Source organism: Mesorhizobium sp. M1307 (assembly GCF_040318155.1).
Taxonomy (GTDB): Bacteria; Pseudomonadota; Alphaproteobacteria; order Rhizobiales; family Rhizobiaceae; genus Mesorhizobium.
Genome location: NZ_JAMYLR010000005.1, coordinates 134,817 through 152,457, shown reverse-complemented (window position 1 = coordinate 152,457; position 17,641 = coordinate 134,817). Strand labels below are relative to the sequence as shown.

Annotated in this window: 20 protein-coding genes and 1 pseudogene; 12 read left to right on the top strand and 9 right to left on the bottom strand. The window is 61.8% G+C overall.

Going from position 1 to position 17,641, the window contains the following annotated elements:
* Positions 1-13: 13 nt before the first annotated feature.
* The 6 genes and pseudogenes from NKH16_RS09145 to ssuD all read left to right on the top strand — a co-directional run bounded on the left by NKH16_RS09145 (position 14) and on the right by ssuD (position 5,881).
* Positions 14-1,052 (top strand): annotated as a pseudogene (locus NKH16_RS09145) (aldo/keto reductase).
* A 73-nt stretch (positions 1,053-1,125) separates the two neighbouring features.
* Positions 1,126-1,716 carry an FMN reductase gene (gene msuE, locus NKH16_RS09140; RefSeq protein WP_352449703.1) on the top strand — a complete coding sequence of 197 codons (591 nt, stop codon included), beginning with the start codon at positions 1,126-1,128 and terminating at the stop codon, positions 1,714-1,716.
* A gap of 259 nt (positions 1,717-1,975) precedes the next feature.
* Positions 1,976-2,983: a taurine ABC transporter substrate-binding protein gene (tauA, locus tag NKH16_RS09135; protein WP_352743836.1), complete on the top strand. Its 1,008-nt coding sequence runs from the start codon at positions 1,976-1,978 to the stop codon at positions 2,981-2,983.
* A gap of 69 nt (positions 2,984-3,052) precedes the next feature.
* Positions 3,053-3,847 (top strand): taurine ABC transporter ATP-binding protein, encoded by a 795-nt coding sequence (locus NKH16_RS09130; RefSeq protein ID WP_352471351.1) that lies wholly within the window; start codon positions 3,053-3,055, stop codon positions 3,845-3,847.
* Entirely contained in the window at positions 3,844-4,692 is an 849-nt protein-coding gene (locus tag NKH16_RS09125) for an ABC transporter permease subunit (protein ID WP_352743837.1), read from the top strand. Before NKH16_RS09130 ends, NKH16_RS09125 begins: the two co-directional genes overlap by 4 nt.
* A 46-nt stretch (positions 4,693-4,738) precedes the next feature.
* Complete coding sequence (gene ssuD, locus NKH16_RS09120; protein WP_352743838.1) at positions 4,739-5,881, top strand: FMNH2-dependent alkanesulfonate monooxygenase; 1,143 nt, start codon at positions 4,739-4,741, stop codon at positions 5,879-5,881.
* A 670-nt stretch (positions 5,882-6,551) separates the two neighbouring features.
* Here the strand turns inward: ssuD and NKH16_RS09115 are convergent.
* Positions 6,552-6,983 (bottom strand): winged helix-turn-helix transcriptional regulator, encoded by a 432-nt coding sequence (locus tag NKH16_RS09115; RefSeq protein ID WP_352456668.1) that lies wholly within the window; start codon positions 6,981-6,983, stop codon positions 6,552-6,554.
* 150 nt (positions 6,984-7,133) lie between these two features.
* Between NKH16_RS09115 and NKH16_RS09110 the strand changes: the two genes are divergently transcribed.
* Complete coding sequence (locus NKH16_RS09110; protein WP_352743840.1) at positions 7,134-7,952, top strand: antibiotic biosynthesis monooxygenase; 819 nt, start codon at positions 7,134-7,136, stop codon at positions 7,950-7,952.
* A gap of 148 nt (positions 7,953-8,100) precedes the next feature.
* The gene (locus NKH16_RS09105; protein WP_352743841.1) at positions 8,101-8,832 is read left to right on the top strand and encodes an SDR family NAD(P)-dependent oxidoreductase; all 732 of its coding nucleotides are present in this window, start codon (positions 8,101-8,103) and stop codon (positions 8,830-8,832) included.
* 94 nt (positions 8,833-8,926) lie between these two features.
* On the opposite strand, the gene NKH16_RS09100 is transcribed toward NKH16_RS09105, so the two are convergent.
* From NKH16_RS09100 to NKH16_RS09080, 5 genes are all read right to left on the bottom strand, one after another.
* Positions 8,927-9,133: a hypothetical protein gene (locus tag NKH16_RS09100; protein WP_023677964.1), complete on the bottom strand. Its 207-nt coding sequence runs from the start codon at positions 9,131-9,133 to the stop codon at positions 8,927-8,929.
* 182 nt (positions 9,134-9,315) lie between these two features.
* Entirely contained in the window at positions 9,316-9,792 is a 477-nt protein-coding gene (locus NKH16_RS09095) for a hypothetical protein (RefSeq protein ID WP_352743843.1), read from the bottom strand.
* A gap of 204 nt (positions 9,793-9,996) precedes the next feature.
* The gene (locus NKH16_RS09090; protein WP_023677966.1) at positions 9,997-10,605 is read right to left on the bottom strand and encodes a hypothetical protein; all 609 of its coding nucleotides are present in this window, start codon (positions 10,603-10,605) and stop codon (positions 9,997-9,999) included.
* 216 nt (positions 10,606-10,821) lie between these two features.
* A complete protein-coding gene (locus NKH16_RS09085) occupies positions 10,822-12,102 on the bottom strand; it encodes a GNAT family N-acetyltransferase (protein ID WP_352743844.1) in 1,281 nt (426 codons plus the stop codon).
* Entirely contained in the window at positions 12,102-13,502 is a 1,401-nt protein-coding gene (locus NKH16_RS09080; protein ID WP_352743886.1) for a lipopolysaccharide biosynthesis protein, read from the bottom strand. The genes NKH16_RS09085 and NKH16_RS09080 overlap by 1 nt, the downstream gene beginning before the upstream one ends.
* 260 nt (positions 13,503-13,762) lie before the next feature.
* Between NKH16_RS09080 and NKH16_RS09075 the strand changes: the two genes are divergently transcribed.
* The 4 genes from NKH16_RS09075 to NKH16_RS09060 are packed head-to-tail and all read left to right on the top strand — an operon-like array spanning position 13,763 to position 15,976.
* Positions 13,763-13,960: a hypothetical protein gene (locus tag NKH16_RS09075; RefSeq protein ID WP_023721050.1), complete on the top strand. Its 198-nt coding sequence runs from the start codon at positions 13,763-13,765 to the stop codon at positions 13,958-13,960.
* 40 nt (positions 13,961-14,000) lie between these two features.
* Entirely contained in the window at positions 14,001-14,216 is a 216-nt protein-coding gene (locus NKH16_RS09070; RefSeq protein ID WP_352683016.1) for an RNA-binding protein, read from the top strand.
* Positions 14,217-14,258: 42 nt separating this feature from the next.
* Positions 14,259-14,894 (top strand): hypothetical protein, encoded by a 636-nt coding sequence (locus NKH16_RS09065; protein WP_352683014.1) that lies wholly within the window; start codon positions 14,259-14,261, stop codon positions 14,892-14,894.
* 5 nt (positions 14,895-14,899) lie between these two features.
* Positions 14,900-15,976 carry a helix-turn-helix domain-containing protein gene (locus NKH16_RS09060; RefSeq protein ID WP_352743845.1) on the top strand — a complete coding sequence of 359 codons (1,077 nt, stop codon included), beginning with the start codon at positions 14,900-14,902 and terminating at the stop codon, positions 15,974-15,976.
* 370 nt (positions 15,977-16,346) lie between these two features.
* Here the strand turns inward: NKH16_RS09060 and NKH16_RS09055 are convergent, their stop codons facing one another.
* From NKH16_RS09055 to NKH16_RS09045, 3 genes are all read right to left on the bottom strand, one after another.
* Positions 16,347-16,847, bottom strand: coding sequence for a hypothetical protein (locus NKH16_RS09055; RefSeq protein ID WP_352619584.1), 501 nt, complete (start codon positions 16,845-16,847; stop codon positions 16,347-16,349).
* Between the two features lie 162 nt (positions 16,848-17,009).
* Positions 17,010-17,231, bottom strand: coding sequence for a hypothetical protein (locus NKH16_RS09050; RefSeq protein WP_352743846.1), 222 nt, complete (start codon positions 17,229-17,231; stop codon positions 17,010-17,012).
* Between the two features lie 67 nt (positions 17,232-17,298).
* Positions 17,299-17,571 carry a DUF4242 domain-containing protein gene (locus tag NKH16_RS09045; protein ID WP_023677971.1) on the bottom strand — a complete coding sequence of 91 codons (273 nt, stop codon included), beginning with the start codon at positions 17,569-17,571 and terminating at the stop codon, positions 17,299-17,301.
* Positions 17,572-17,641: the final 70 nt, after the last annotated feature.

Sequence of the window (17,641 nt, the reverse complement as noted above, 5' to 3'; positions counted from 1 at the left end):
ACGGAGCAGAAAAATGTCCGACTACCGCTATCTTGGCCGCAGCGCCCTGAAGGTTTCGCCGCTCAGCCTCGGCACGATGATGTTCGGCGGGCCGACCGAGGAGACGGTCGCGCATCGCATCATCGACAAGGCGCGCGAGCAAGGCATCAACTTCATTGACACCGCCGACGTCTACCACAACGGCAAGTCCGAGGAAGTCGTCGGTCGCGGCATCAAGGCGACGCGCGATCATTGGGTCGTGGCGACCAAATTCGTCAACTCGCATGACAAGGGGCCTAATCTCGGCGGCCATTCGCGCAAATGGGTGATCCAGACGGTCGAGAACAGCCTGCGGCGCCTGGGAACAGACTATATCGACCTGTTCTACTTCCACCGCGCCGTCTTCGATGCGCCGCTGGAAGAGCCGGTGCGGGCGATCGCCGACCTGATCCGCCAGGGCAAGCTGCGCTATTTCGGCGTCTCCAACTTTCGTGGCGGCGCATCTGGCCGATGAACTCGGCATCGACCGGCCGGTGGCCAGCCAGCCGCTCTATAACATCGTCAACCGCACCGCCGAGGCCGAACAGCTGCCGGCGGCCGCCTATTACGGTCTTGGCATCGTCTCCTACAGCCCGCTGGCGCGCGGCGTGCTGACCGGCAAATACGAGCCGAACCAGGCGCCTGCCGCCGACACGCGGGCCGGCCGTGGCGACAAGCGCATCGCCGAGACCGAGTGGCGCCCGGAATCGATCGAGATCGCCAGGCAGATCGCGGCGCACGCAAAGTCACGCGGCGTCTCGGCCGCCGATTTCGCGCTGGCCTGGGTGTTGAACAACCGGCTGATCACGGCGGCGATCGCCGGCCCGCGCACCGAGGAACAGTGGGACAGCTATGCGAAGGCGCTGGACTTCAGGCTGAGCGCCGAGGACGAGGCCTTTGTCGACTGCCTCGTCACCGCCGGCCATGCCTCAACGCATGGGTTCAATGATCCGAGCCATCCGGTCGAAGGCCGCGTGCCGCGTTCGGAGCCGGCCGCGCCGATCCCGCTGACACGGCCTCTGCGCGCCGCCTGACGGTCGCCGACGAAATGGCGGGGCCGGCGGCCCCGCCCGCGTTTCCAATTGCTTTGGACAGATGAGAGAGCCCATGAATTTCCACGTCGAACGGCTGCGCCAGAACATCGTCGTGCTTTCGGGCAACACCCACAGGCCGTCGAAGTCGCGGACGCTGGCGCATCATCTCGGCGAGGCGCTGCGCGAAAGATTGTCTGTCACAGTAAATTTCCTCGATCTTGTCGATGCCGGCCGTGGTCTGGGTGCTGCGTTTACTCGAAAGGAATTGACGCCGGAGGCGCTGAATGTGGTAAACGCGGTCGAACAGGCCGACGCGCTGATCGTCACGACGCCGGTCTACAACGGCTCCTATGCTGGCCTGTTCAAGCATCTGTTCGACCTCATCGATCCACTGGCGCTCGTCGACCGGCCGGTCCTGATCGGCGCGACGGGTGGTGGCCAGCGCCACGCGCTGGTAGTCGAACATCAGCTTCGCCCGCTGTTTGGCTTTTACTCCGCCCTGACGGTGCCGAGCGCCGTCTATGGCAGTGACAGCGACTTTGCCGACGGCAAGCTCGTAGATTCGCTGGTTCTGGCGCGGGCCGGGCAGGCCGTGGATCAATTCGTTGCCCTGCTTTCACCGCGCCAGCCGAAGAGCCAACCGGTCCGGGCGGCTTCGGCCTGACGGATAAAGTGCCAAGGCAAGTGCCTGATGGGGCGATATATTGCCAAGGCGCGGCCCGTAAGCACTCCGCATTTTGCGCCTGAATAATCCCGCGGGCGACAGCGTGCCGTCTAAATCCGAATTCTTTTTTAAGCGCGAGCTGATTTTAAGAATTCCATTGCTATCTAAGTCTATAATATCAGTGGACTTTAATCCAACGCTCTTTGAATAGGGCGGGCAGTCGAGGGGTTTGCCCTCTGTTCAAAAGGATTAAGGCTCCATGCGAAAACTTATTTCCGCCGCCCTTGTCGGGCTTGCCATAGCGGCCGCATCCGCTGCAGCGCATGCCGACGACAAGAAAGTCGTCATCGCCTACCAGACCGGTGCCAATCCCTACAATCTCGGCATTGCCAATGGCGATCTTGCCAAGAAAACCGGCTGGAACATCGAATACCGCCGCTTCAATTCCGGTGCTGACATCTTTGCTGCCATCGCATCCGGCGACGTCCAGATCGGCGATGTCGGATCGAGTCCGTTCGCCGCAGCCGTCAGCAGGGGCATCGACGTGAAGGCCTTCTACATCTCCTCGGTCTCCCGTGACGGAGAAGCCCTGGTGGTGCGGCCCGATATCAAGTCGCCGGCCGACCTGCGGGGCAAGAAGCTTGCGGCCGCGCCGGTATCGACGGATCATTACCAGCTTCTCGCCGTCCTCAAGCAGGAAGGCATTTCGGAGAAGGAAACCCAGGTCATCGCCATTCCGCAGCCCGAAATCGTCGCTGCCTGGAAGCGCGGCGACATTGACGGGGCCTTCGTCTGGGACCCGGCACTCTCTGAACTCAAAAAGGACGGCAAGGTTCTGCTCACAGCCGGCCAGGTCGCCGACCGTGGCGCGCCGACCTTCAGCGCGCTGGTCGTGACCGGCGATTTCGCCAAGGCCAATCCCGACTTCCTCGGCCAGTATGTCCGGCTGATCGACGGCTACAACACCGCCTACTTGAGCAACCCGGCCGCATGGGGACCGGACTCAGAGAGCGCCAAGCTGATCGCCGGCCTGCAGGGTGGCACGGCGGCCGAGAATTCGGAGCAGTTGAAGACGACTGTGGTTCCGCCGCTCGACGAGCAGGTGTCCGACAAATGGCTGGGCGGTGGCGACAAGAGCGCCGTTGCGAAAATCCTCAAGGACACTGCGGGCTTCCTGAAGGACCAGCACAAGATCACCGCCATCAAGGACAGCTACGCCGCGTTCGCCGATCCGGAATACGCAGACGCTGCCAAGGCCTCGAACTAGAAATCACCTGACGACATTCAGGTTCTGGCTGGCGGAATTCTCGCCAGCCAGACTGCTTGGAGGCCCACCATGCTTCGGATCCGCGATGCCAGCGTGACCTTTCCGGCCTCGGATGGCCAGGACGTACACGCGCTTGATCACGTCTCGCTCGATATCGCTCCAGATTCCATCGTTGTCGCGGTTGGCGCTTCCGGATGCGGCAAGTCGACATTGCTCAACGCGATCGCCGGCTTCCTGCCGCTCACCGAAGGCACGATCACACTGGACGGAAAAGAAATTGTCGCGCCCGGCGGCGATCGTGGCGTCGTCTTCCAGAAAGATACCTTGCTGCCCTGGGCCAATGTGCTGGACAATGTCGCTCTCGGCCTGAAATACCGGGGCGTGCGGCGCGGCGAACGCCATGAGCGATCGAGGCGTCTGCTGGAACTGGTCGGGCTCGCCGATTTCGCCGAAAAGCCGCCCTATGAACTGTCCGGCGGCATGCGCCAGCGAGTCGGCATCGCGCGGGCGCTGGCCACCGATCCGAAGATCCTGCTGATGGACGAGCCGTTCGGCGCCCTCGACAGCCTGACGCGCGAGACGATGCAGCAGCTTCTGGCCTCGGTCTGGGCCAAGACCGGCAAGCAGATCCTGTTCATTACCCATTCGATCGAGGAAGCCCTCACGCTCGGCACCACCATCGTTGTGATGTCGCCTCGACCAGGCCGCATCGTTGCCCGGTTCGACGCCGACTTCGTTCGCGACTTCGCTGAGAGCGGCGACATCGGGCCGATCCAGTCCCACCCGCGTTTCATCGAACTGCGGCAGGAAATCCGCTCGCTGATCCACCAGCCGGAAGGCGCCCGCACAGGAACCTTGCAATGACGCTCGCCGCCAATTCCGGAACCTCTTTTTCGTCTTCGATAGCTCAACGCGCGCCGTCTCCCAAGACGCGCCGGTCCGCTTCGACAAGCACGCTCGGCATCAGCCTGGTCACCTTGGCGTCGCTCATCGCCTTGTGGTTTTTGGCCACGCGCTTCGGCTGGGCGTCGCCGCTGTTCCTGCCGTCGCCCGCCGAGGTACTGACCCAGTTCAGCGCCGTCTGGGCCGATGGCTATGCCAACGGTACGCTCCTCGAGCACACACTCGCCAGCCTCGGCCGCATCGCCGCGGCGCTCGGTGTCGGCATTTTCCTGGGCATTCCGCTCGGCCTGCTGATGGGACTCAATCGCTGGGTCAAGGGCATCTTCAGCGTTCCGATCGATCTCTACTGGGGTCTGCCGCCTTTGGCCTATCTGCCGCTGCTGATCATCTGGCTGGGCATCGGCGAAACGTCCAAGATCGTGCTCCTGTCGCTGTCGACCTTCGCCCCGATCTGTTTTGCCGCACAGGCCGGCGTCCGGTCGGTGCCGGCCGAACGCATCAATGCCGCGCTGTCGCTCGGTGCGAGCCGGCTGCAACTTTTCACCAGCATCATCCTGCCGTCCGCGTTGCCGGAAATCATGACCGGCCTGAAGATTGCCATCGGCGCCGGATTGTCCACGCTGGTCGCCGCCGAGCTGATCGCCGCACAGTCGGGTCTCGGCTACATGATCATGTCGGCGGCCAATTTCCTCGCCACCGACGTCGTCTTCGTTGGCCTCATCGTCATCGCTGTCCTTGCCTTCGCCTTCACCAGCGGCATGCGCTGGCTGGAGCACCGCCTCATCCCCTGGAAGGGCAAGCTCTGACACGCTTGCCGGCCCACACATTCCCCGTCGCGATAGGAACAATCCAATGACCAGCAAGCCGCTCGATCTCTACTGGTACCTGCCGACGCATGGCGATGGACCGTATCTCGGCACGGACGAGCGGCACCGCCCGGCAACCTTCGGCTATCTCAGGGAGATCGCCCAGGCTGCGGACCGGCTTGGCTTCAAGGGCGTGCTCCTGCCGACAGGAACGCGTTGTGAAGACGCCTGGATCGTGGCGGCCGGGCTGATCCCGCTCACCGAACGGCTGAAGTTCCTCGTGGCACTTCGGCCGGGCAGCGGTACACCGGCGCTGTTTGCGCGTCATGCAGCCACTCTGGACCGCATTTCCGGCGGTCGTGTCCTGCTCAATGTCGTCACTGGAGCCGACCCGGCCGATCTCGCCGGCGACGGCAACAAGCTCAGTCATGACGAGCGCTATGCACAGACCGACGAGTTCCTGACGATCTGGCGGCGGATCCTTTCGGGCGAGCCGGCGGATTTCGAGGGCAAGTACCTTTCCGCCCACGGCACCGACATTTCCTTCCCGCCGGTTCAGCGGCCGCATCCGCCACTCTGGTTCGGAGGCTCTTCGGATGCCGGCATCGCGATCGCCGCCAAGCACGTGGATACCTATCTGAGCTGGGGTGAACCGGTGGACCAGCTTGCCGAAAAGATCGCCCGCGTCAGGGAAGCCGCAGCGGCGCAAGGCCGCATGATGCGCTTCGGGCTTCGCGTTCACCTGATCGTACGCGAAACGGAGGATGAGGCGTGGGCGGCGGCCGACCGGCTGATCAGCCACGTCACCGACGACCTGATCGCCGAAGCCCAGAAGGGATTTGTCCACATTTCGGAATCTGTCGGCCAAAAGCGCATGTCGGCGCTGCATCAAGGTCGACGCGACCGGCTGGTCGTCGGCCCGAATCTATGGGCGGGACCGGGGCTGGTGCGCGGAGGTGCAGGAACGGCGCTGGTCGGCAATCCCGACAATGTTGCCGCGCGCATTCGCGAGTATCAGGAGATCGGCATCGAAACGATCATCGCGTCCGGCTATCCGCATCTGGAAGAGGCGTTCAACGTCGCTGAATTGCTTTTCCCCAAACTCGGCCTGAGTGGCGAAGCCGCACCCCAGGAGCGCAGCTGGGACGTCGAGTTCGGACGCCCCAAAATCGCCGCGTCCGCTTCGTGACGTCCTGCCGACGGCGTCGGCCAGAGCGATGTCATGTCGCTTCGCGACGGCGATCGAAGCGAGGCTGCGGCTAGGTCCAATGACATGGCTTTCGGGAATCGACCGAGAGCAACGAGCGTCCTAGCTAACGCGGGTCGCGTCTGAGGGGCCGGGCGCTGCCGGTATGTGGCACGCCCGCCCGTTCGAGGATGCGCTTCCACCCCAGGTAATAAGTGTGCTTTGACATCGGCAGGTTTGGATCGAAGATCGAAGGGCAAACGAATGGAGAGACCTCGACATTGATTTCAGGTGCAGAATAGGTGCAGCCAGAAATCAAACCGTGGCGTATGTCCGGTTAGGTATCGATGATTGGACGAGCCGAAAAAGCTAGTGTCTACAGCCGTTTATCGTACAATTGGCTACCGCCGGATAAAGTTAGGATAGGGCATATCCGGCCTCTCAAAATCGAGTTCCGCAAGGAGTGCTGGTTCGATCCCGGCTAGGGGCACCACTTTTTAAATTCCCACCCACTTCCTGTTAAATCCAATGGCGTGGGTGGGATCGTCCAACCCACTGAATGGTTGCACCTCGCCTATTGCCGCAAGCAACCTCGGGAGGTGAGATATGCGGTAACATTATGGCACGATGCGAAACCGCTTCGTCTTGGATCGTGCTGCGGGCCGGACCGTGCCTAGCGTAGGGCCGCCACGACGTCGGCGAAGTCGGCCCGCTTGCCATTGCCGGCGCGACGCAATTGCACCTCGACCGGCTTGCCGTCGGATTGGTCGCAGTAGACGATGGGTCCGGGCCGCACCCATTTGTCGCCCCACTCGGTCAGCGCGATAATGACCGTTTTGAATTCCAGCCCCTTCCGGGTCAGGACGTAGTCGGCCTGCTCGCCGGCGGCACCCGGGCGACGGTCCATCAGGCCGGCCTCGACGAAATCCTCGAGGCGCTTGGCCAGGATGTTGGTGGCGATCCCCAGGCTCTTCTGGAATTGCGAAAAGCGCGTGCAGCCGCCGAATATCGCGTCGCGCAGGATCAACAGGCTCCAGCGCTCGCCGACCAGTTCCAGGGCGCGTGAGGCCGAGCAGTTTTGTTTTTCATAGAGACGACCAAGCATGGTGTGAACATACCCTATTGACTTGCATCATGCAAGTAGGCATTGTGCTTGCATGATGCAAGCGACAGAGGTCGAGAGAGCGTCGCTCCACTTCATCGCCCGAGATTTCGGGTGTCCATCAACCAATCAGATCCAGACAGGAGATATGTTATGAAAAAGGAAGAAGATTACACGACGTCATTCGTCGTTAAGCAAAGCCCCGAAGAGGTTTTTGCGGCGGTTATCAATCCGCGCGCCTGGTGGTCCGAAGATATCGATGGCGATACCAACAAGCTCGGTGCGAAATTCTACTATCATTTCAAGGATATCCACCGCGGCACGTTCAAGGTCACGGAGCTTGTGCCCGGCAAGAAGGTCGTCTGGCACGTCGTTCTGAACTACTTCAACTTCGTCAGGGATGCGACCGAGTGGACCGGCACGGACGTGGTCTTCGAAATCGCGCCGACCGAAAAGGGGACCGAGCTGCGTTTCACCCATGTCGGGCTGAAGCCGAGCGAAGAATGCTACGATGTCTGCCATGACTCGTGGCGCTTCTATGTCGCAAGTCTCCGCGAGCTGATTTCGACGGGCAAGGGGCAACCCAACAAGGGCGAAGAGAACGCCAACCCAACGGTCGTGCCGCAAAGCGAGGATACCCGCACCGTCGAGCGCAAGGCGGCAGGCGATGGCGCCGGGATGATCGTCATGACGACGGCAGCGGCGAAGCCCGGCATCGAAAGCAAGGTGCGGAATGCCCTGCGGGACGTGGCGGGGGCGGCCCGCAAGCAAAGCGGATGCATCGACTATAGCGTCTTTCGCTCGGAGGCCGAGCCCAACGTTACCATCTGCGTCGAGCGCTGGGCATCGAAGCAGGAGCGCGACGCTTTTCTACGCTCGGCGGACGCGAAGAATTTCGTTTCGGCCATAACCGGCGCCTTCCTGGAGCGGCCTTCGCCGATCTCCTACACGACATTGGAAGTCGGGTCCTAGTTGCAAGGTTCGCCTGGTCACGGCGCCGGCTGCCCTGGAGCAATGCAACGGGGAGACGGCGTCCAAGCGTGGGAACAGAAAATCATAGCCTACTTGCATGATGCAAGAACGAATGGCTTGCATTCATGCAAGAGGAGGAGAGATCGCCGTGCCGAAATCAATGGAAGTCACAAACAAAGCCGTTCTCGTGACCGGAGCCAACCGCGGCCTCGGCAAGGCGCTGGTCGAGGAAATATTGAGACGGGGTGCGAACCGGGTCTATGCCGGCGCGCGCAAACCGCTCGCCCACGCGGATCGGCGCGTCACGCCGCTGATCCTGGACGTGACCGATGCGGTGCAGATTGGGGCGGCTGTCGAGCGGATCGGGTCTCTCGATATCCTCATCAACAACGCCGGCATCGGGCTCTACGACGATCTTGGCGATCGTGCTGCGCTTGAGCGACACCTCGCCGTCAACCTGCTCGGCGTGCATGGCGTAACCCACGCATTCCTGCCGCTGCTCACGCATTCGCGCGGCGCCGTGGTCAACATCCTGTCGGAAGCGGCTCTCGTTCCCTTCCCGATTATTCCGTCTTACTCACTGTCGAAGGCCGCCGCGTTTTCCATGACACTACGTGCTCTCGCCGGCGCTCGTGGCGTGAGCGTTCATGCAGTCCTGTCCGGTCCCATAGACACCGACATGAGCAGAGACGCCGATATACCGAAGAGCTCCGCGGAGAGCGTCGCGAAAGGTATCCTGGACGGCATGGCGCGAGGGGAGGAGGAAATCTTCCCTGATCCAAAATCGGCATCCATGGCCGAGAGCTGGCGCGGCAGCGCGTTCAAAGCGCTCGAACGCCAAATGGCGGCTTTTGTCCAAGCCATGCCCGCCGAGCCATAGGCGACCGCCGCCATCGATACGCTGCCAGCATTCGCAATTCAGCACCCCACAGTGGAGCGGAACATCATGCTGTTGAACGCAACTTCCCCGGTTTTCACCAGCGGATCACGATGACTTTGTCGGTCCCGTTGGCGAGTTCGACAGCTTCGGTGCCATCCGGTTTGCGGCTTTGGATTCTGGCGCTCTCGACAGCTTCAACGCCAACAACGTTGACTGCAAAGGCTTCATCGATTTCGGCGGCACAGACCAAGGTGTCCGGCGGCAGGTCCTTTACTTGATCCAACAACTCGCGAAGCTTCATGGTCGAATCTCCTTGGCGATAGCAGGAATGAGCAGCACGCTTTCGCCGCACATTCGGAACCATGTCCCTTGAGAAAGGTTCCCGATGAGGTGGAGATGCCGCAGAATGGGACGAGCGCGGCGATCCGCCCGTCGCGATGATGTGAACGCGCCGTGCGAAGCATCTGTCTCAAATCCCTGTCCCTAATGCTGCCGGCGCAATTCCTTGTTGATCATGCCGCCCATCGCTAGACCGACCGCCATCACCGCAAAAGTCGCCGCGATAGATCGCTTCGGCAGCACCGTCTCCCAACCTGGCGTCAACCGCTTCGGCACGAAGCCATAATCTGTTGCCGCGGCAATGGCCGCTGCCGCCAACGCATCGCGAAATATCAGAAGCGACGGACGCGGCGGGCTCGAGGCGAGCCATAATTCGAAAAGGAATGCCCAGAAGATGGAGGAAGCGTGATGCGTGCCATAGCCGACGAGCGTGTGCGCCACGTCGCCGCGCCGCACCGACGCGGCTTGCTCGCCATGGAGCCAGTGGCTGGTCGCATTCGCGGGCTGCAGGGCGCCTTTGCCTTCCCGCCTGGCAAGCAGGGCCAATGCAACTGTCGTGGCGAAGCTGACGATCGTACCCGAAACGGCTGCGGACAATCCTGTCCGGATCAGACTTCTCACTTGGTCCTCCGTCGTTTCGCGGTCGGCTCCTTGGAACGCCTTTGTGAATTCGCGGCAGTGTCGTGATTGCCAAAACGGCAAAACGAGTCCGAAGGTCCGAGCACGGACTTTTGGTTGGACGTTATCCCAGGAGCGTCCTCCGGGATAACGCCTTTGAGGTCCGGCTGCATTTCCTGGTAGGCTCGGATCGTAGCCCGGCCGCTATTACATCGGCCCCGGCACCATCTTGGTCGGCTGCTCAGGCATCGGAAACGGATAGTTGTCGCATTTCACGTCCGGGTTCGTCGGGCTGAACATTCCGAGCGGGTTGTCCTTGAACAGCCAGGCGTGAAGGTCGTAGTGGTGGAACTCCTTCGGGATGAGCGGGTAATGCCCCTCCATCGGCCCCTGGAATGTCTGGCCGAAGAGCTTCGGCGGCTCCTTTGTGTCCGGCGTCAAGGGCACGAGCCATTCCGCGCCGACCAGGCGCAATTCGCCGCCGACCGGCTCATAGATCAGCACATTGGGGCGCGTCGGATCCGCGGTCGGGCCGACAGTCGTGACGTTGACGAAATGGATGCCCATCGCGCCCTTCGGGTAGTCCATCGCCCCCTCTACCTTTTCGCCGCTGTAGAAGACGCATCCTACCGTCGATAGATAAAGCTCGCGAATGGCAACCTTGTAGTCTTCATACCTGGACAGCGATTTACGCAGGGCATCGATCTCGGCTTTGTCGGGTTCGGCCGCCCGAGGAGTGGCGGCGTTCAGACACGCGCCAACGAGACCTGCCAAGGTGAGGATACCGACACGCCTGAGGTGAGTTGTTTTCATCATGCATTCCTCCCAGATTTTTTTCTTCTGGCCGTGCAGGACCGAGGCGGCAGTGATGCTGGACGCGCGGCCGTAATTGATCGCCTCATCCCGGTTGGGACTGCGTCGATGCTAATCCTTTCCGCTGATCGGGAGAATTAACCCTGACGACCTAGGCCCGAGCGGGCCGACGGTGCGGAGACGGACGGCCGGGCCGGGTCCCACTTTGGACCCCATGCACTAGCGCCGGCGCAGCAGGCTCCTCATCCGGTTGCGCAGCAGGCGCGCCATGTTGCGGGTTTCGCGGTAGAGGTGAAGCTGCGACGCCGCCTGGCGGGCGGGGCGGTCGGCGTCCGGCGTCAGCCCGATCACCAGCGTGCCCATCGGCTTGCGTTCGCTCCACAGCCGGCTCATCACCGGATGGTCGGGCACTGCGCAGGAATCGGTCATCATGATGTTGGGGTCGTCGAGATGCTGCCTGGTCACCTCGATCATCAGCAGCGTGCCCGGCGAATAGGCGGCGAGCGTCTCGTCATAGGCGGTCTTCCAGGTGTAGGCGACGCCGGCCTCGACGAAGACGATCAGGCAGGCGACGGTGCGGCCGTCGAGCGTCAGCGAATGGATGCGGCAGAGATCCTGCTCGGCCAGCCGGTGCACCGCTTCGCGGGCGAAGGCGGCGCGGTAGCGGTCGATGGCCATGGCGGTGCGCTCGCGGCCTTTCCAGCCGGCAGCCTCCAGCGTCAGGAAATTTTCGATGGCGTGGCGGATCTCGTCAGGCCCGCGCGCCACGACATGCTGCAGCCGGCCGAGGTCGGCGAGGCGGCGCTTCAGGCGGCGGAACTCGCGATAATGGTGGGCGCGCAGCGAAGCTTTCAGATATTCCTCGCCGTCGAGCTCGCTTTCGAGCACCGGGCGCTCGGCCTTGCCGGTGGTGACCAGCGTCAGGCCGCGCGTTTCGGCGACGCTGGCGAGCAGGCTCGCCACCGGGCCATCCAGCCTTATGTCGGGCAGCACGAAGACCTTTGGCAGCTTGAGATGCGGCCTGGACAGCATCGCGAAGAAATCCTCGATGACGCCGATCGGATCGTCGCGGTCGACCAGGGGCGTGCCGATCGGGCCGAACGGGCTCGACCAGGTGCGCATGACGGGAACCCCGAGCGGCACCACCGGTCGCTCGACCGAGAACGGCACCAGCAGGCGCAGCCGGTTGCGATACTGGTCACCGTCGCGGATGACGGCCAGCCGCACCTCGCGGTCCTCGAGCCTGGGCATGGCCGGCGCCAGGAAGCGCGGATTGAAGAAGACGTTGGACTCGATCGTGCGGGTACAGAGATAGTCGAGCTCCTCGACCAGGTCGAAGCCGGCGGAGGCCGGATAGATGGCAAGCTTGCGCTCGGGCCGGTTGTTGGCGAGGATCTCGACATGGGCGGGATCGGCTTCGCGGGCAAGCCCGGCAAGGCCGGACACCATGGCGCCGGCCGGGCCGCCGCTGGTTTCCTCGAGCAAGGGGACGGCAGCCATCAGGCGGCTCCTTTGGCGGGCACGAAAATGACCATGGCGATGCCGAGCTTGCGCCAGACCGTAAAGGACAGCGCGCCGGCCTCGAAGATCATGGCGAAGACGGTGGCCATCGCCGCGCCCCACAGACCGAAGAGCGGGATCAGCACGACGCTAAGCGCGATGTTGAAGGCCAGCGTCATGGCATAGACAGCGGCACAGATATTCTGGTTGCCGCTCATGGTGAGCAGGCTTTCGCAAGGGCCGACGGCGGCCCGCGCGACGACGCCGAGCACCAGCAGGAAGAGCAGCGGATAGCCGGCGGAAAATTCCGGGCCGAACAGGGTCAGCATCGGCTCGCCCAGGGCCAGCACGAGCAGCGCCATCGCCAGCGACGGCCAGAAGGTCCACGACACGGTTTCGCGGGCGAAGGCGGCGAGCTTGTGCGGCTCGCCATGGGTGAACTGCGCATAGCGCTGGGCGACGCCGGCCTTGACGGCGAAATAGACGAAATGCACCAGCGCCAGCGTCTTGACGGTGGCGAAATAGACGGCGACGTCGTTGGGATCGAGGTAGGCGCCGACCATCAGCACGTCGGCATTGGTGAGCAGGAAGAAGAAGCTCTCGACCAGGAAGATCGGCAGCGACACGATGAACCATTGGCCGAAATGCAATTTCATCGGCCCGGCCGGGATCCTTCTGTCCATGCGCGACGTCACGCCGATGAGCTGACCGAGCGTGGTGGCGTAGGTGGCGGCGATCGCGGCGAAGATCGCCGTTCTGGCGTCCGGCGCGTAGCCCGCCAGCAGCATCAGCGCCATGAACGCCAGGATCAGCAGCGGCCGCACCAGGAATGTCGGCGACAGCGCAAACAGCGCCCAGGAATTGGCCCGCGCCAGCCCTTGCAGCAGGTCGGACATGGCGATCATCGGCAGGCAGATGATGCCGAGAATGAACGGCACGACATAATAGTTCTCGATAAAGGGCGACAGTAGCCAGACGGCGAGCGCGCCGAGGCCGGCGATCACGGTGGAGGCAACCAGCACGAACAGCCGGCTGGCCCGCACGATGCCGCGCAATTCGGCCATCATGCCGCGCTCGCGATATTCGGGAATGAAGCGGATGATCGAGGTGTGGAAGCCGAGGCAGGCGAGATTGCCGACGATGACCATCGTCACCCATACGAGCACGAAAATGCCGTATTCGAACGAGCCCATCCAGCGCGCCATCAAAACCTGGCTGACGAAGGCGATGACGGCGCTGACGATGCGGACCGAAAAGGCGATCAGCGACATGCGGCCGGCCTCGCCGCGCGCGCCGGCGCTGAACAGGACGGCATCGATCAGGCCAAGCAGCGGCCTGATGCGCAGCGCAAGGCGCTGCGGCAGGAACCGCCCGGCTGTCGTCGCCGCGGAAAAGCGCACCCCGATCAAACTCCGTTTTCCGCCAATTTACAGGGGTTGGGTGTAGCGGAGACACATTAAGAAACGGTTGGGTGAGCTTTCCTTCGCCCCGTCTCTATACGGGGAGAAGGTGCCGGCAGGCGGATGAGGGGCGGCGCGCTGCTCATATTCATCATTCGCGCAACCCTTACCCCGCTCGGTAGTGTCTCAGTTTGAAATACGCGGAAGCGCCTATCCCGTTTGCCCCATATGCGAAAACGCCTATATGCTTAGCGGAAAGCATGGCAGCAACAATGGTCTACACTGTCATCTGGTATGGAAGACAGGGCATCGTCGACAAGGTGATCTTCGACGACGAGAAGACCGCGAAAGATCATGCAACCTCCATGTTCCAAACCCGAAAGGGTGACGATGGAATCGTGTCCGTTGAAGTTCGTAAGGACAACGGCGCTGTCGTTTTTAGCCATGCGGAGAACTAGGAGTGCCCACCGGACCTAAGGCCAGAAGCGCCCCGCCGACGTGATCGGCAACGCCGTCCGCGTCCTGCGCATTGCGACAGGCGAGAAAGCTGACGATGTGATTGACGACGGCAAGGACCCCACTGCCAAGGCCCTTGGCGCAGAGCGGAAAGAAGCGGCCGAGAATATGACGCCAGAGCGTCGCGCTGAGATCGCCAAAAAGGCTGCGGAAAAGCGTTGGGCAATCAGAAATAGCGCTTGCGTGTTAATAATTTAAACCATACTGTATGGTAAGATTCGTTAACACGGAGCTATCCACATGCCCCAAATGATTCCGACGCGCGTTCTCCGGGAAGAATGGGAGGTTCTACCGCGCCTTGAGTACCTGCAGCTTGAAAGGGCCAAGCTTCTCGTTGCTCGGAACATAGCCGTCGGCGCGGCGGCTGATGCGACCCTATTTTTCCCAGCCAATGCAGCCGGGACGTTCTCTTATCACTATGGCACCTTCTCGCTTCGGAATGAGTTTGTCGGAGCCGATTGGGTTCTTGACCGGACAAATGGTGTCGAAACAATCCGGAATGAGGCAAGGCGCATCAAGATCGTCTTTGCGAACGTCGACATCGCCTGCAGCGATCACCATGACCCGAAGCCGCGTTCCAGCAAGGGAGCTGGCGCGGAGCGCCTTTGCGCGGGCAATGACCTGTTTGGTGGCCTGCCTAGCTATGCTCCGGTCCATCAAGCCGACGAGAAAGGCTGGACTGTATACTACTTGATGGTTGCTCCGGACGGGGCGGCCGAATTGAGTTGTCCCGTTGTGAAGGGCGGTCGATTTACGCATTTTGTGGAGCGGCTTTTCCTCTCGGATGGCAGTGATCTGGATGCAGAGCCGAAGCTGTCGTTTGATAGCGATGATGTCGCCGATGATTTCGACCCGAAGGTTGCTCGCAAGAAGTAATCGTCATGGCATTCAATCCGAAAAGGCTCGTCCTCGCTCGGAAACGACGGCGGATGACAGGTAAAGGACTCGCTGAAGCTGCGGGGTTGTCCCCGATTACCGTTTCGCGCATCGAAAACGGAGAAAACGAACCCGACGAGATGAGCATCGGCAAGCTTGCCACCGCGCTGGACTACCCGGCAACCTTTTTCCACCTGGATGACCCTGACGAGCTTGATACGACAGCCGTTAGCTTTCGCAGTCTTTCAAAAATGAGCGCGAAGGAACGGGATGCGGCGATCAACGCAGGACGCCTGGGTTTGGAACTTAGTGATTGGCTTGAAGAGCAATTCAGCCTGCCCGACACCAACCTTCTCGACTTAAGCTATGAAACAGACCCGGAAGTGGCCGCCCGCGCTCTGCGCGGGTATTGGAATCTCGGCGAGAAACCAATCGGCAATATGCTTGGCCTGCTAGAGGTCCACGGCGTGAGGGTTTTCTCTCTGTCGGAAGCAACTAGCTCTGTCGATGCCTTTTCGTTCTGGCGCGACGAGAGGCCTTATATCTTTTTGAACAATTACAAGACGCCAGAGCATAGCATTTTCGATTCTGCCCATGAGCTATGTCATCTGGTGATGCACAGGCACGCTGGTGCGCAACGGTCACGTCTTGCCGAACGCGAGGCAAACCAATTCGCTTCGGCATTCTTGATGCCGGAACACGACGTGCGTTCACGTGTGCCCCGATTCATTACCGTAGATATTATCCTCCGTGCGAAAGCCCGCTGGCGCGTATCTGCGATGGCGATGGCGTATAGGCTTCATTCATTGAGCCTGCTCACGGAGTGGCAATACAAATCAGCCTGCATTGAACTAGGCCGCCGTGGCTATCGAACCGGTGAGCCGAACGGCATCGAGCGCGAAACGTCGGCGGTTTGGCGAAAGATTCTCGCTCATCTTTGGAGCGAGCGCATGACGAAACATGAGATCGCAGCATTGCTGCATCTGCCGCCAGACGAACTAGAGGGATTGATTTGGGGTTTGGCAGGACCGGTCGTTCGACCAGACCGCGACGATATTCTCGCGCCGCTGCGCATCATATGATGTGAGCGCCCGGCGCGAGGCTGTGCGCGACGAAACTCCCGGCCATCGACCTGATCGATGGCGACGGACTATGCGACCTGCTGAAGGACCAGAAGATCGGCGTGCAGGTGAAGATGGTTGAGGAAATGACTGTGGACGAAGCCGCCTTCGCGGGATTTTGGCGGGTCAAGCCTGCGGGACAGCGCCCCCTCTCTGGCCTGGCCTTCGAAGCCCTACAAGCCAAGCAATTGGCTTTTTGTCCGCTGCGCGGACCGCTTCTCACTCCGCTCGGGTGGGTAGGGAGATTGGCCAACCGCGGACGTCCCCGCTGCCCCTCATCCGCCCGTCGGGCACCTTCTCCCCGTAGAACGGGGAGAAGGAAGAGCCCCGCTTACATCCCCTTCATCGCATCACATGAAACATTCGGGTTCATGTCCGCGAACGCGCCGGTCGGGTTGCCCTTCCAGGCCCAGACATGCAGCTCGTAGAACGGGCCGAGGCCATAGCGGTTGGGCGCGCTGTTGAAGTTGAACAGATGCCCATCGAGCGAGGCCGGGCCTTTCGAGGTGATGTATTCGACCGCGATCAGTTTTAGCGTGCCGTCGGCCATCGGCTCGTACATCACCGCTTCCGGCTTGGCGACATCGACCGCGTCATCCTTGAGGTAGCCGGGATTGACGTAGTGGATGCCCATGGCGCCGCCGGTGATGCCGCTGGCGCAAGGGATGGGCGCATAGCCCTCGGCGGTCGCCGCTGCCACATTCTCGAAGCGGCTGTTGGCCGCGCGTACCATGTCGGCCAGCGGATTGCCGTCCTTTGCCTGGGCCGCGGTGGCGGCGATCGACAGGATGGCCAGGGCGGCAAGGCGCCCGGTGCAAAGATTGATGTTCATGTTCTCTCCGGTTGTTTGAGGACGCGCACCGATCGGGTCTGCTCAACGCTGCGGCGTCCGTTGGAATTTTGCGAAACAGGTCGCTCGTCCTGTTTTTATGTCGGCCGCAATGATGCGGCCGGTTGCACGGCTTGTTTCAGCCCGTCCAAACGGCGCGGCGGCCTAATGGTCCCACCAATAATATTCCCAGTATTCGCGCCGCTGCTCACGGTCCGGCAGTCCCATGTCCTGCCTCAGATAATCGTCTTGCGGGGGCAGCCGGCGCCGCCTGCCCAGCAGACGCGAAGGCAGCGCCGCGGCGATCCGCCATAGACGGCCAAGCAGGGAACCGCCGGGGTTTCCCACGACAGGCGCCGGTTCGCCGACCGGCATGCTATCAGGCATGTCGCAATTGCCGCGAATGGCAGTTTGATACTCATCCTTTTGTCCGCCACTTGGGGTTTGCCTGCCATCAACGGTAAAAGTAGGGGTCAAGAACCCGCACCTCCGTGATCTTGTCGACAGGCAGCGAATTCTTCTGGGCGGTGCTGCGGATCGCCTCGGGCGAGGGCGCGTCGTAGATGCAGAAGCTGCGCTTCTTGTCCGGCGACACGTAGGACTGCAGCCAGGTAACGCCCTTTTCGGCATTGCGCATGACGACACCGCCCAGCGCGTCGGCGCCGGCTTCGTTCATCGGCACGTTGAGGCCGTCCGGGAATGTGCGTTCAATCAGATAGCGAGGCATCGAAGCCTTCCTTTCTCCAGTGGGTCACGCCCGGTTTGAGCGCGGCTCGACATTGATCACGCCCGGCAAG